We start from the raw sequence: 11,896 nt of genomic DNA on the forward strand, positions 1-11,896 counted from the left end.
GTGACGACATACATCATGCTGATCAACTGGACCGAACAGGGCATACGCGACGTCAAATCCTCGCCAAAACGTCTCGACGCTGCCAGGAAGCTGCTCGGCGAGATGGGAGGCACCATGAAGGCGTTCTACCTCACCATGGGCGAATTCGACATGGTGGTGGTCGCCGAGGCGCCCGACGACGCGGTGGCGGCGCGCTTCGCGATGATGCTCGGCCAGGCGGGCAATGTCAGGACGCGCACGCTGAAGGCGTTTCCCGAACTTGCCTACCGCGAGATCATCGCATCGCTGGGATAAAACATGACCCCGAAGCGGGAACGGAAAAGATCGTGCTCGAACAAAGAGATGGAGCGGGATGACGATTCAATGTCTCATCCCGCTCCAGCGTCCGGACGATGCCGGACCTGACCGTCTGGTACAACACGCGCTGCCCGGTTTGCGATGCCGGCATCAGCCGTCAGAAGAAGCGGCTGGTCGAGGCGGTGAAGGCCGGCCGGATCGCGTTCCGCGACATCAATATCGAGCCGGACGCGCTCGCCCGCTTCGGCGCATCGCTGGAGGATATCAGGCGCCGGCTCCATGCCACCGACGCTCAAGGGAGGTTGCTGGTCGGCGCCGATGTCGCGATCGCCGTCTGGCGGGCGACCCCGGGCGAGGGTTGGCTTGCGGCACTCTTCGGCAACCCGTTCGCGCTGCCGGTGACGCGCTTCGTCTACGACCGCTTTGCCGATCTGCTCTATGCCTGGAACCGGCGAAAAGGCCGCTGGTGACTTGCGGTCGCGCATCGATGCTCAGATGTCGAGCGACTTGTTGGGGATGAGAAGATTGTCTTTGTTGACGAGAACGATCTGGCTTTCCGATCCGTGGACCTTGACGAGCAGCAGGCGGAGGTCCCACTGCCCGCCGCTGCGGATGGCGTAGGAAGTGACGCTGCCGGATTCTTTGCTGCCGGTGACCGGGATGACGAGGTTGGCCGATCCCGTGCCCCCTGCCTCTATGTTGACTTTTCCAAAAGTCCAGAAGCCCGTCTCGATGGGGTCACCGAGCGCGGCGCGGACGCGGTCATCGGCACGGATCATCTGCAGGCTGATCTGGTAAGCCTCGCTGCGTTTCAGCAGGTAGGGAACGCTGGCAAACGTCCCCACAGAGCCGATGATGACGACAACCCAGATGATTATCCCGTATATGGCCCATTTGTGCTGGGTCTTGCGGAAGTGGTCTGCGTCCTTCCAGTAGCGGTTGCGCCAGGCCCAGCGGCTGCCCCTCAGCCCAAGCACGATCATCATGATGATGTTCAACCCAGGGATGAGGGTGAGCAGCGCGATGAACGTGCTGTTGCCTATGCCCCAGATCCAGTTGAGAAGAAACGCTCCCCAGTTCCATCGATCGAGTTCGGCCGGAATTTCTGCCGGATTGTTCAACGTCTTGTTGCTCATTGATTTTCCCCCTTCAGGCGAGTCTGCGGCAGGCCCGCCGTCAAGCGTGGAAAGAAGCCGAAAGGTACGGGCTTCGCAAGCATGTTTCTCCTTCCTCCGGGAGCGCAGCCTTGTCCTAAATACGACCGATTGCGATAAAAACGACATCAAGGGTTTATTTCGGTGGGCCGGCCACTTATGCTGGGCCGCATCCAACCAATACGGAGTTTCGCCTTTCGCGCCGTGGCGCGCGAAATCCCTTCCCATTTCCGACAGAGGATCCCGCCCATGGAGATTATGTCACCCTCGGCCGCCGCCGGGCCAAGCTACGACCACACCGGCAAGTTGAACCTGAACCACGTCTACAACAGACCGGACCCGAGGGACTATTTCTCCACCTTGTCGAAGCTCGGCTATTGCGTGCCTGAGGTCGCCAAGCCGTTCTTCAAGCGCCTGCTGGAGGCGAAACGGGAAGCGAATGGCGAGGCCGCGGCCAAGGTCGTCGACGTCGGCTGCTCCTACGGCATCAACGCCGCGCTCATCAAGCACGACATGTCGCTCGACGATCTCTACCGGCTCTACGCACAAGAGGCTCCCGACGACCAGGCGGTCATGCTCGAACGCGACCGCGCGCTCTTTGCCGATTGCGCCGACGACCAGCTCTCGATCGTCGGCCTCGACATCGCGCAGAACGCAGTCGCCTATGCCGTCGACGCCGGCATACTGGATGCGGGCGTCTCGGCCGACCTGGAGAACCGCGAGCCGTCCGCCGCCGACCTGCGCGTCGTCGAGAACGCCGACCTGATCATATCGACTGGGTGCGTCGGCTATGTCACCAGCTCGTCGCTGGAACCGCTGGTCGAGGCCGGGCGCGATCCCTGGATGGCGAATTTTGTGCTGCGCATGTTCGACTACGAGCCTGTCGAGGAGATGATGGCGAGGCACGGCTACGTCACCGAACGCCTCGACGGCGCGCTGTTTCCGCAGCGCCGTTTCGTCTCCGAGGCCGAGCATGCGCAGGTGCTCGACAATCTTCGGGAGCGCGGGCTGTCGCCGGTGGAGGCCGAGCAGGACGGCTGGTATCTCGCCGAACTGCATGTCTCGCGGCCTGCCGGCCAGGCCGGCACGCCGCTGGAGACCATGTTCGCGCGCTGAGGCGGCAGGGCGGCAGACGCATTCCGCATGCTTCCGGCTCGCTTGACAGCGGGCCGGAAGCAGTGGCTTGCTCGGCCGATGAGCATCGAGTTCCTCCTCACCACGCTGATCATCGTCGCCTCGCCGGGAACCGGCGTCGTCTACACGCTGGCGGCGGGCCTTTCGCGCGGCGCGCGGGCGAGCCTGCTCGCGGCGTTTGCCTGCACGCTCGGAATCGTGCCGCACCTCATTGCGGCGCTCACCGGGCTTGCCGCGCTGCTGCACGCCAGCGCGCTCGCCTTCATGATCGTGAAATATCTCGGTGTCGCCTATCTGCTCTACATGGCCTGGCAGTCGCTGCGCGAAAACGGCGCGCTGAAGGTCGAGCCGGGCACCGACCAGCGCTCGGCGCTCAAGATCGTCGTCGACGGCGTCCTGGTGAACATCCTCAACCCGAAGCTCTCGATCTTCTTCGTCGCCTTCCTGCCGCAGTTCATCTCCCCCGGCGATCCGAGCCCGCTGTCCAGCATGCTTGAGCTGTCCGGTGTGTTCATGGCGATGACCTTCGTCATCTTCGCTGTCTACGGCGTGTTCGCCGCGGCGATGCGCGAGCGTGTGGTCAGCCGCCCTGCGGTGATGGCCTGGATGCGGCGCACCTTCGCGGCGGCCTTTGTCATGCTGGGCGCAAGGCTGGCGCTGACCGAGCGCTGATCCAAGGCATGGCGCAGCAGCAGAAACTGGTCGTTTCGACCAGAGGGCAGGGGCTCTACGAATTCACCAACGAGGCGAACGCCTTCGTGAACGGCGCCGCTGTGGATATCGGGCTGCTCACCGTCTTCGTGCAGCACACGTCCTGCTCGCTGCTGATCCAGGAGAATGCCGACCCCGACGTGAAGAGCGATCTCGATGCGTTTTTCCGTCGCCTGACGCCGCCGGCCGACGATCCTTCGATGCGCTATCTCGTCCACCGGATCGAAGGCAATGACGACATGCCGGCGCATATCAAGGCGGCGCTGACGGCGACCTCGATTTCGATCCCGGTGACGGCCGGCCGGCTGGCGCTCGGTATCTGGCAGGGCATCTACCTCTTCGAGCACCGCGATGCGCCGCATCGCCGCGAGATCGTTCTTCACCTCAGCGATTGACCCGGCTTCCAATGCAGTCTCGCGGCCTGCATCTCGACGCGGAAGCGGCAACGCTCTAATTTGAACAGACAACAGAAGGCGGGTTGCTCGATGTCATTTTTCAAACGGCTTTTCGGTGGCGGCGGTTCGGATGAGGGAGCCGCCCAAGGCGCGCCTGCCAAACAGATCGAGCACAAGGGCTTCACGATCGCCGCCACGCCCTACAAGAATGACGGCCAGTACCAGACCTGCGGCGTGGTCTCGAAGGAGATCGGCGGGGTGATGAAGGAGCACCGTTTCGTCCGCGCTGACCGCTTCGCCGCGCTCGACGACGCCGTCGACGTGTCGATCCGCAAGGGCCAGCAGATCGTCGACGAGCAGGGCGAGCGCATTTTCAACCAGTCCTGACACGCTTTGCCGGTGTCGGGCCTGGTCCGGCATGTGGATATCGAGGGGCCTTGTAACAGGGCCCGGCGCCACTCAGGGCTCGCCGGCCGTGTCGATCACCCAGGTCACGCCGAAACGGTCGGTGAGAAGCCCAAAACCCTTGGACCAGGGCTGGGGACCGAAGGGGATGGCGGCAGTCCCGCCGTCGACGAGATCGCCGAAGATGCGGCGCGCGTCCTCGATCGTGTCGGCTGTGACGGTGACGCTCATGCCGGTGCGGCCGGAGAATTCCTGCATGTCCTGTCCCATCAGCGCCTGGTCGCCGATGTCGATCCAGGCGTGAAGGATGCGGTCCTTGTGATCTTCGGGGACGGAGCCCGCCATTTCGGGCATGTCGCGATGGCTGACCATGGCGCGCACTTCGCCGCCGAGAATGCGGGCATAGGCGGTGAAGGCCTCGCGGCAGTCGCCGCCGAAATCGATATTGGCCAGGACTTTCATCGTTGTGCTCCTCCGTGGTTTGCCCCCAAGTCTTGAGGAGCGTGGCATGATGAGTTATAAATTGCAACCATGAAGTTAGATAAAGTAACTAGCAGAAAGCGCAGCTATGAGGACGCCTGCGGGACGGCCCATGCGCTGGACCTGATCGGCGAGCGCTGGGCGCTCCTCGTCATGCGCGAGCTGATGCTGGGACCGCGGCGCTTTTCCGACCTGCGCGAGAGCCTGCCGGGGGTAAGCGCCAATGTGCTCACCCAGCGGCTCGAAGGGCTGGAGGAGGCGGGCGTCCTGCAACGGCGCAAGCTGCCGCCGCCGGCGCCGGCGCAGGTCTACGAGCTCACGCAATGGGGCCTGGACGCCGAGCCGGTGATCCTGGCGCTGGGCCGCTGGGGCGCGCGCTCGCCGCTGCAGGATCCGGCCTTGCCCTTGAGCGCGGTCGGCATGGCGCTGTCGTTCCGGGCGATGTTCCTGCCGGAGCGCGCGATCGGCGCACATCTGACGCTCGGCCTCAGGACGCCGCGCGACCGTTTCAGGCTGGCCGTGTCGAACGGCAGGATCGAGATCGAGCGCAGCGAGAGCGGGGCGGTGGACGCGGAGCTTACAGGGGAACCGGGCGAGATCGCCGGCTACGTCTACGGACTTTCGGCCGGCGATCCCGAAGGCGAGGGAGTGCTGACGATCTCCGGCGATCGCGAGGCGGTGAACAGCTTCCGCGGCATGGTGGCGCTGCCGCCGATGGCCTGCTAGCGGACGAGTAAAGGCAGGCGCGGTCGGCGCCTGCCTTGTGTCGTCAAGCGGCGTATGCGGCCGCTGCGATGTCGTTCACGGACAGCAGCGTGTCGATGCGGGCGGTAGCCCTGTCGAGCGCGGCAGCCACGGCGTCAGGTCCCATGGCGACGCCTTCCACGCGGATGACCTCGACGTCGGTCATTCCCATGAAGGCCAGCACGGAGCGAAGATACGGAATGGCATGATCCATCTGCACCGCCGCGCCCTCCGAATAGACGCCGCCGGACGCCAGCACGATATAGACCTTCTTGCCGGTCACCAGGCCCTTCGGGCCGTTCTGGCCGTAGGAGAAACTCCGGCCCGAGCGGGCGATATGGTCGATCCAGGACTTCAGCGTCGAGGAGATGTTGAAGTTGATGAAGCCGGTGGCGAGGATGACCGTGTCGGCCGCGAACAGTTCGTCGAGGACGGCGTCGGACACTGCGACGACCTCGGCCTGGCGCTGGGTCCGCGCCTCGGCGGGCGTGTAGATGCCGGTCGAATAGTCGGGGTCTATATGCGGCAGCGGGTTGGCGGCGAGGTCCCTGACCGCGAGCGTGGAGCCGGGATTGGCTTCGCGCAGTTTTGCGGCCAGTTCGGTGGCGACGCGGGTCGAGTGGGAGGCAGCCCCGCGTGGGCTGGAAGTGACGAGGAGGATGGAGGACATTGGCTTAACTCCGTGGGGCGGTTGATGTGTCGGAGCCAATGTGGGCATTTCGATCCATTCGAAAAACTGGTATATTATCTATTCAATCCATCTATGGAGTGGATAGGACATGCAACCCAACCCCACCCTCGACCAGATGCAGGTGCTGGTTGCCGTCGCCGAGACCGGCAGCTTTTCGGCCGCCGGGCGCAAGCTCAACCGGGCGCAATCGGTGATCAGCTACACGATCGCCAATCTGGAAGCGCAGCTCGGGCTGAAGCTGTTCGAGCGCGAAGGCACGCGCGAGCCGTCGCTGACCACCGAGGGCAAGGCGATACTGGCCGACGCGCACCGCATGATCGGCGTGCTGAACGACATCCGCGCCCGGACGGAGGGGTTGAAGCAGGGGCTCGAGGCGGAACTGGTCATCGCCGTCGACGTCACCTTGCCGGCGCCGGCGCTGACCAAGGTGCTCGCCGCCTTCGAAGCAGAATTTCCGTCGGTCGGCCTCAGGCTGAACATCGGGACGCTGGGCATCGTCTGGGATCAGTTGATGAGCCGCAGCGCTCATGTGAGCTTTGGCGGCCAGCCGGTCGCCGTCGGCGACGAACTGGTGGCGGTGCGCATCGGCTCCGCCTCGATGACGCCCGTCGCCGCGCCCGGCCATCCGCTGGCGACCTACAAGGGCAGGGTGCCGCTTTCGGAAGTGCGCGAGCATATCCAGCTCGTCATCTCCGACGTGTCGACGATGACGAAAGGCAAGGATTTCGGTGTCTTCGCCTACCGGACGTGGCGCATGACCGACACCTCGACCAAGCGCGAGCTGATCCTGTCCGGGCTCGGCTGGGGCGGTCTGCCGACCTGGATGATCCTCGACGACGTGGCGGCGGGGCGGCTCGCCTTGCTCGACCTGGAGCCCTATCCGGAGCGGCCCTACCAGTTGCGCGCCTTCTACCGCGCCGACTCGCCGCCCGGGCCCGCGGCGAGCTGGCTGATCGAACGTTTCAAGCAGGAATTGCCGAAGGTTTGCGCGACCTTGCCGGAGGCGCTGCAAAAGCGGGCGTGAGGCACAAACTGTTGTAGGGCCTGTCGTTCCGCGTCACCCGGAGCGGGCGGTCATCAGCCCGTCGACAAGCGCGATCAGCGTCAGCCGATAGTCGCCGGCGGGAGCGCCGGCGTCGATGGCAAGCGCTGCGCGATCGAACATGGCGGCAAGCAGCCCCGTCAGCGCGTCGGCGGGGAGCGCCTTCATCGCACCGGAATCCATCGTCGCGACAAGGCCTTCGCGTAGCGTCCTGTTGCCGTGCCTGGCGTCGATCTCGTCCATCCCGGCCCGTCCGAGCACCGCCGGCCCGTCGAGCAGGAGCAGGCGGGTGCGGCCTGGCGTGCGCATGGCCTGGAGATAGGCCTCCGAGCCGGCGAGCAGTGCTTCGCGTGGGGGCAGGGAGGCCGGTGACGCGCTCTCGATCTCGGCCGCGACCTCAGCGGCTTCCTGCTCGACCACCGCCTGGAACAGCGCCTGCTTGTCGGCGAAGTGGTGGTAGAGCGCGCCGCGCGTGACGCCGGCGGCCGCCACGATCTCCGGTGTGCTCGTCTCGGCGTAGGATTTTTCGGTGAACAGCTTTCGTGCCGCCGCGATGAGATCGCGGCGCGTGGCTTCCGTCCGGTCGCGGTTGGTGCGGCGTTCTTTTGTCTCTTGCATACATGCAGCCTGTATGTTAATTAAAAGATACATACAGATTGTATGTTAAATGAAGGAGGAAGGAAAGCCATGAAAACGACGAGCTATTACCCGGTGCTGATGGTCGACGACGTTGCTCCGGCGGCCGCCTTCTATGTCGAGCATTTCGGCTTCAAGCCGCTTTTCGAGAGCGACTGGTACGTGCACCTGCAGTCCGGCGACGACGAGAGCGTCAACCTCGCCATCCTGCAGGGCGACCACGAGACGATCCCGCCGGAGGGCAGGGGCCGCGCCAGCGGGGTCCTGATCAATTTCGAGGTCGAGGACCCGGATGCGCTTTATGCGCGGGTGCAGGCAGCCGGCCTGCCGATCCTGCGGACGCTGCGCGACGAGCCGTTCGGCCAGCGGCATTTCATCACCAGGGATCCCAACGGCGTGCTGATCGACGTGATCAAGCCGATCCCGCCGAGCGAGGAGTTCCTGGCGCAGTTCGCCCCCGAGGCGGTGGGCCGGTAGCAGGCCCTACTGCGCCGGCTGCTCCGGCGCAGCTGGTTCCGGCGTTGCAGGCTCGGGCGTTGCCGGCGGCGGTTCGGGCTGAGCCTCCTGCGGCGCAGGCTGTTCCGGCGCCGCGGGCGCCGGTTCGACCGGCGCGGGCATGGTGGCCTCCGGTGCAGTCGGCGCCGGCTGCTCGGGCACCGGCTGTTCGGCAGCCGGTGGCTCGGGCGCGGGCCTTTCGGCGACCGCCTTCAGCTTGGCGAGGCCCTTCTCGTAGTCGTTGCCGATCCAGCGGTCGAACATCAGGCCGAACCATTTTGCCGGGATGCCTTCGAGTCCAGCCTTGAAGACCCAGGTGACCCTGGTGCCGCTGGTTGTCGGCACCAGTTCGAAACTGGAGACCGGCTTGCCGCGGACGCCGAAGTCGAGCTGTGTCTCGACGAAGGTCGGCGGTTCGTATCGGATGATCGTTTGCGAGCCTTTGCCGACGTCGGCGTGCTCCGACGACCAGTTCATCTGCTGGCCGAGCCCGCTCTCCGGTCCCTCGAACGTGTATGTGATGTTGGGATCGAGGTCGGCCCAGGGCGAGAACTCGTTGAACCGCCTGAGGTCGCCTACGACGGCGAAGACCTTGTCGGGCGGTGCGGCGATCTCGATCGAGCGGGTCACCACGGCCTGCGGCGGCAGCAGGAACGATCCGCCCACGATGATGAGGGCGACCGCCGCGATGAGGTAGAAAAGCCACTTCAGGAAAGTCAGCATGCCGGCTCCCTTGGCTATCAGCCTGGACCGGCAGGATTGTCCGCCGATGCCGCTGCGTCAAGCCGCGGCGCCGGGGAAAGCGGCGCTTAGCGCCTACATCTTGTCGATGACCGACTGCACGCCTTCGGTCGGCACGCCGTCGCGCGCGCCGGCGGTCAGGATGGCGGGCACGATCGCCTCCGCCGTGTCGACGACCAGCGGATTGACCAGATGGCCGGTATGGATGAAGCCTTCGGCGCGCATGTGGTCGAGCAGCGCCAGCATCGGGTTCCAGAAGCCCCCAACATTGCCGAAGACCATGGGCTTGCGGTGATGGCCGAGCTGCGCCCAGGTCATGATCTCGATGATCTCCTCGACCGTCCCGATGCCGCCCGGCAACGCCACAAAGGAGTCCGATTTCTCGAACATTATGTGCTTGCGCTCATGCATGTTCTCGGTGACGACGAGTTCATTGAGGCGCTGGAGCGCGGCCTGGGTCGCTTCCTTGGTCATCAGGAAACGCGGGATGATGCCGGTGACCTTGCCGCCGGCGCGCAGTGCGCCATCGGCGACCGCCCCCATGATCCCCTTGCCGCCGCCGCCATAGACCAGTTCGAGGCCGGCATTCGCGATGGCGCGCCCGAGCACATGGCCGGCCTTCAGGTAGAGTTCGTCGTTACCCGGCGAAGAACCGCAATAGACGCAGACGGATCGAATCGTGTTCATGCGGCTGATTGGTGATTTCCCGGGGGGACAGGTCAAGACCCCTTGCCGGTCTTTTCTTGTCGCTCCCGGCGAAACAGGTTAGACCCGCACACAGAGGCCGGGTGGTCCTCGGGGCAGGACGTAATGGCGGTAACGACGAATAAGGCATTGCTTTTCCTCGCGGGCGGCGTCGCCGCTGCCGCCATTGTCGCCTATGCCGCCGGCGCCTTCGACCCGCTGCTGAAGCGGCAGGAGACCATCGCCGCCCTGCCGGATGCGGGACAGGAAACCGGCCAGGCCGAGCCGGGCAAGACGCCTGCCGCCGAGCCGCCGGCCGCGGCTTCTCCCGAGACGCCCTCGGAACCCGAAGCCGCCACGCCGGCCGAGCCCCCGGCGACCGCCGCCGCGCCCGAGCCCGCGGGCAAGCCGCCTGTCGTGCCGCCGAGCTTCGACGTCGTGCGCGTCGAGGGCAACGGCTCGCTCGTCATCGCCGGCAAGGCCGCCCCCGATGCGAATGTCGATCTCCTGGTCGGCTCCAACGTGATCGGCAGCACGAAGGCCGGTCCCGACGGCGATTTCGCGGTCGTGCTCGAGGATCCGCTGAAGCCCGGCAACTATCAGATCGTGCTGCGCGCCACAGCGCCCGATAACGTCGTCGCCATGTCGGTCGAGACGGCCGTCGTGTCGATCCCCGAGACGCCGGAAGGGCAGGTGCTGGCCCTCGTGGAGGAGCCGGGGAAACCCTCGCAGATGATCACGCTGCCGAAGCCGCAGGCTCCCGCTGCCGAAGTGAAGACGCCGGAAGCCGCCGCGCCGCCGGCCGCCACTGCGCCGGCAGCCGAAGCGCCTCCCGCAGCGGAAACGCCGCCCGCCGCTGAGGTCCCCGCAGCCCAGCCGAAACCGGAAACCGAGATGCAGGCGGCGCTGCCGCCACAGGCCGAGCCGGCCGCGAAGCCGGCGCCGCCGGTTGCCGGCCCGACCGTCCGGGTCGAGGCGGTCGAGATCGACGGCCGCAAGATATTCGTCGCCGGCTCGGCCGACCCCGGACGCACCGTGCGCGGCTACGCCAACGAGATCCTGCTCGGCGACGCCAAGGCCTCGCCTGACGGCCGCTATCTGATCGAGGCTGACCGCGACCTGCCGGTCGGCGACTACATCATCCGCGTCGATGCGCTTGAGCCGGACGGGGTAAAGGTGGCCGCCCGCGCGGCGGTGCCGTTCGAGCGCGAGCCCGGCGAGACCCTCGCGGCGGTCGCACCCGCCGCCGGGCAGCCTCTCGCCGCCGCGCCGCCCGCCCAGCCACAGGCGGAAACGCCCGCCGCACAGCAGTCTCAGCCCGCAGCGCCTGCGCCGGCCGCCGCCCAGCCGCCCGCAGCCGCGGAGGCTGAGCCCGGACAGCAGCCGGCCGCGGACGCGCCAGCAACGGCATCACCTGATTCCGCTGCGGCCCAAGCTCCTGCGACCGCCGCCGAGACGCCGCCGGCAGATGGCGCGGCGCTGCCTTCGGCGGAAGCGCCGGCTGCCCAGCCAGGTGCGCCCGCCGCCGCGGAACCGCCTGCGGCCGTGGCCGAAGCGCCTGCGTCGGGGACGCCGGCTGCCGACCAGCCCGCTGCTTCGAGCCCTGCAACGCCGGCTCCCGCACAGCCGGAGCCTGCCGCTCCCACCGCAGAGGCGACCACGCCGCCGGCAGCCGAGCCCCCCGCATCGCCGCCAGCCGTTGCCGAGGCTCCTGCCGCCGCGAAGCCGGCGGCTCCCGCAGCGTCCGCTTCCGATGCGCCGGCGGCTGTCGAGCCCGCGCTGCCTGAGGCCGGCGAGGCCGAAAAGAACGTCGCCGCGGCACCCGCGCCGGAGAGCGAATTGCCGGCGCCGCCGCCGGCGGGCGTGGATGAAGTGCTCGCCCCGAAGCTGCAGTCGGTCGACAGCGCCGTCATCATCAGGCGCGGCGACACGCTGTGGCGCATCTCGCGGCGCGTCTATGGCCGCGGCATCCGCTATTCGACCATCTATCTGGCCAACGAGAAGCAGATCGAGGACCCGGATCGCATCTGGCCCGGCCAGGTCTTCAAGGTCCCGGAGAAATCCAACGACGGCAAGGCCGACGCCGACTACACGACGCTCGGCGACCGCCTGACCACGGTGCCGAAGGAAGGCGAGCCGGACGCGGCTCCGCCCGAGGCGCAGCAGTAGAAGCCTGCGCGCAGTTCAACGGCTGAAAATCGATCCGGTAGGCGGCCGGTCGCTTCCGCAATGGGAGGCGAAGACGAGGCATTTGCGCGGTCCGAACGCACTGCCGAATCCGCTCTGT

General features: G+C 66.5%; 16 protein-coding genes. 10 read left to right on the plus strand and 6 right to left on the minus strand.

Annotation, left to right across the window (positions count from 1 at the left end):
• Entirely contained in the window at positions 1 to 294 is a 294-nt protein-coding gene (locus D8676_RS13715; RefSeq protein WP_121581448.1) for a GYD domain-containing protein, read from the plus strand.
• Between the two features lie 98 nt (positions 295 to 392).
• The gene (locus tag D8676_RS13720; protein ID WP_121581450.1) at positions 393 to 767 is read left to right on the plus strand and encodes a DCC1-like thiol-disulfide oxidoreductase family protein; all 375 of its coding nucleotides are present in this window, start codon (positions 393 to 395) and stop codon (positions 765 to 767) included.
• A gap of 21 nt (positions 768 to 788) precedes the next feature.
• Here the strand turns inward: D8676_RS13720 and D8676_RS13725 are convergent, their stop codons facing one another.
• The gene (locus D8676_RS13725) at positions 789 to 1,433 is read right to left on the minus strand and encodes a cytochrome c oxidase assembly factor Coa1 family protein (RefSeq protein ID WP_121581452.1); all 645 of its coding nucleotides are present in this window, start codon (positions 1,431 to 1,433) and stop codon (positions 789 to 791) included.
• 267 nt (positions 1,434 to 1,700) lie between these two features.
• On the opposite strand from D8676_RS13725, the gene D8676_RS13730 reads away from it, so the two are divergent.
• From D8676_RS13730 to D8676_RS13745, 4 genes are all read left to right on the plus strand, one after another.
• Positions 1,701 to 2,567 (plus strand): class I SAM-dependent methyltransferase, encoded by an 867-nt coding sequence (locus D8676_RS13730; RefSeq protein ID WP_210210724.1) that lies wholly within the window; start codon positions 1,701 to 1,703, stop codon positions 2,565 to 2,567.
• A gap of 78 nt (positions 2,568 to 2,645) precedes the next feature.
• Complete coding sequence (locus D8676_RS13735) at positions 2,646 to 3,257, plus strand: LysE family translocator (protein ID WP_121581454.1); 612 nt, start codon at positions 2,646 to 2,648, stop codon at positions 3,255 to 3,257.
• A gap of 8 nt (positions 3,258 to 3,265) precedes the next feature.
• Entirely contained in the window at positions 3,266 to 3,691 is a 426-nt protein-coding gene (locus D8676_RS13740; RefSeq protein WP_121581456.1) for a secondary thiamine-phosphate synthase enzyme YjbQ, read from the plus strand.
• A gap of 90 nt (positions 3,692 to 3,781) precedes the next feature.
• Positions 3,782 to 4,078 carry an HlyU family transcriptional regulator gene (locus D8676_RS13745; RefSeq protein WP_121581458.1) on the plus strand — a complete coding sequence of 99 codons (297 nt, stop codon included), beginning with the start codon at positions 3,782 to 3,784 and terminating at the stop codon, positions 4,076 to 4,078.
• Between the two features lie 72 nt (positions 4,079 to 4,150).
• Here the strand turns inward: D8676_RS13745 and D8676_RS13750 are convergent, their stop codons facing one another.
• Positions 4,151 to 4,558: a VOC family protein gene (locus tag D8676_RS13750; RefSeq protein ID WP_183097092.1), complete on the minus strand. Its 408-nt coding sequence runs from the start codon at positions 4,556 to 4,558 to the stop codon at positions 4,151 to 4,153.
• A 69-nt stretch (positions 4,559 to 4,627) separates the two neighbouring features.
• On the opposite strand from D8676_RS13750, the gene D8676_RS13755 reads away from it, so the two are divergent.
• Complete coding sequence (locus D8676_RS13755; RefSeq protein ID WP_121581462.1) at positions 4,628 to 5,302, plus strand: helix-turn-helix domain-containing protein; 675 nt, start codon at positions 4,628 to 4,630, stop codon at positions 5,300 to 5,302.
• A 43-nt stretch (positions 5,303 to 5,345) separates the two neighbouring features.
• Here D8676_RS13755 and D8676_RS13760 read toward each other — a convergent pair whose 3' ends face one another.
• On the minus strand, positions 5,346 to 5,990 hold the full coding sequence (locus D8676_RS13760) for an FMN-dependent NADH-azoreductase (RefSeq protein ID WP_121581464.1): 645 nt from the start codon (positions 5,988 to 5,990) through the stop codon (positions 5,346 to 5,348).
• 109 nt (positions 5,991 to 6,099) lie between these two features.
• Here D8676_RS13760 and D8676_RS13765 point away from each other — a divergent pair, with 109 nt between their 5' ends.
• Positions 6,100 to 7,035, plus strand: coding sequence for a LysR family transcriptional regulator (locus tag D8676_RS13765; RefSeq protein WP_121581466.1), 936 nt, complete (start codon positions 6,100 to 6,102; stop codon positions 7,033 to 7,035).
• 33 nt (positions 7,036 to 7,068) lie between these two features.
• Here D8676_RS13765 and D8676_RS13770 read toward each other — a convergent pair whose 3' ends face one another.
• On the minus strand, positions 7,069 to 7,671 hold the full coding sequence (locus D8676_RS13770; RefSeq protein ID WP_121581468.1) for a TetR/AcrR family transcriptional regulator: 603 nt from the start codon (positions 7,669 to 7,671) through the stop codon (positions 7,069 to 7,071).
• A gap of 69 nt (positions 7,672 to 7,740) precedes the next feature.
• On the opposite strand from D8676_RS13770, the gene D8676_RS13775 reads away from it, so the two are divergent.
• Positions 7,741 to 8,166, plus strand: a complete 426-nt coding sequence (locus D8676_RS13775; protein ID WP_121581470.1) for a VOC family protein — start codon at positions 7,741 to 7,743, stop codon at positions 8,164 to 8,166.
• Positions 8,167 to 8,172: 6 nt separating this feature from the next.
• Here the strand turns inward: D8676_RS13775 and D8676_RS27850 are convergent, their stop codons facing one another.
• Entirely contained in the window at positions 8,173 to 8,907 is a 735-nt protein-coding gene (locus D8676_RS27850; protein WP_121581471.1) for an SRPBCC family protein, read from the minus strand.
• 93 nt (positions 8,908 to 9,000) lie between these two features.
• The gene (locus D8676_RS13785; protein WP_121581473.1) at positions 9,001 to 9,612 is read right to left on the minus strand and encodes a TIGR00730 family Rossman fold protein; all 612 of its coding nucleotides are present in this window, start codon (positions 9,610 to 9,612) and stop codon (positions 9,001 to 9,003) included.
• Positions 9,613 to 9,759: 147 nt separating this feature from the next.
• Between D8676_RS13785 and D8676_RS13790 the strand changes: the two genes are divergently transcribed.
• Positions 9,760 to 11,778 (plus strand): LysM peptidoglycan-binding domain-containing protein, encoded by a 2,019-nt coding sequence (locus tag D8676_RS13790; protein WP_245426795.1) that lies wholly within the window; start codon positions 9,760 to 9,762, stop codon positions 11,776 to 11,778.
• Positions 11,779 to 11,896: the final 118 nt, after the last annotated feature.

Source organism: Mesorhizobium sp. YM1C-6-2, from assembly GCF_003666685.1.
Taxonomy (GTDB): Bacteria; Pseudomonadota; Alphaproteobacteria; order Rhizobiales; family Rhizobiaceae; genus Mesorhizobium_K.

Excerpts from the sequence above, each read along its gene's own strand:
- D8676_RS13730 (WP_210210724.1), top strand. The coding sequence starts at position 1,701 with ATGGAGATTATGTCACCCTCGGCCGCCGCCGGGCCAAGCTACGACCAC.
- D8676_RS13720 (WP_121581450.1), top strand. The coding sequence starts at position 393 with ATGCCGGACCTGACCGTCTGGTACAACACGCGCTGCCCGGTTTGCGAT.
- D8676_RS13785 (WP_121581473.1), bottom strand. The coding sequence starts at position 9,612 with ATGAACACGATTCGATCCGTCTGCGTCTATTGCGGTTCTTCGCCGGGT.
- D8676_RS13775 (WP_121581470.1), top strand. The coding sequence starts at position 7,741 with ATGAAAACGACGAGCTATTACCCGGTGCTGATGGTCGACGACGTTGCT.
- D8676_RS13745 (WP_121581458.1), top strand. The coding sequence starts at position 3,782 with ATGTCATTTTTCAAACGGCTTTTCGGTGGCGGCGGTTCGGATGAGGGA.
- D8676_RS13760 (WP_121581464.1), bottom strand. The coding sequence starts at position 5,990 with ATGTCCTCCATCCTCCTCGTCACTTCCAGCCCACGCGGGGCTGCCTCC.
- D8676_RS13725 (WP_121581452.1), bottom strand. The coding sequence starts at position 1,433 with ATGAGCAACAAGACGTTGAACAATCCGGCAGAAATTCCGGCCGAACTC.
- D8676_RS13735 (WP_121581454.1), top strand. The coding sequence starts at position 2,646 with ATGAGCATCGAGTTCCTCCTCACCACGCTGATCATCGTCGCCTCGCCG.
- D8676_RS13755 (WP_121581462.1), top strand. The coding sequence starts at position 4,628 with ATGAAGTTAGATAAAGTAACTAGCAGAAAGCGCAGCTATGAGGACGCC.
- D8676_RS13750 (WP_183097092.1), bottom strand. The coding sequence starts at position 4,558 with ATGAAAGTCCTGGCCAATATCGATTTCGGCGGCGACTGCCGCGAGGCC.
- D8676_RS13740 (WP_121581456.1), top strand. The coding sequence starts at position 3,266 with ATGGCGCAGCAGCAGAAACTGGTCGTTTCGACCAGAGGGCAGGGGCTC.
- D8676_RS13765 (WP_121581466.1), top strand. The coding sequence starts at position 6,100 with ATGCAACCCAACCCCACCCTCGACCAGATGCAGGTGCTGGTTGCCGTC.
- D8676_RS13770 (WP_121581468.1), bottom strand. The coding sequence starts at position 7,671 with ATGCAAGAGACAAAAGAACGCCGCACCAACCGCGACCGGACGGAAGCC.
- D8676_RS27850 (WP_121581471.1), bottom strand. The coding sequence starts at position 8,907 with ATGCTGACTTTCCTGAAGTGGCTTTTCTACCTCATCGCGGCGGTCGCC.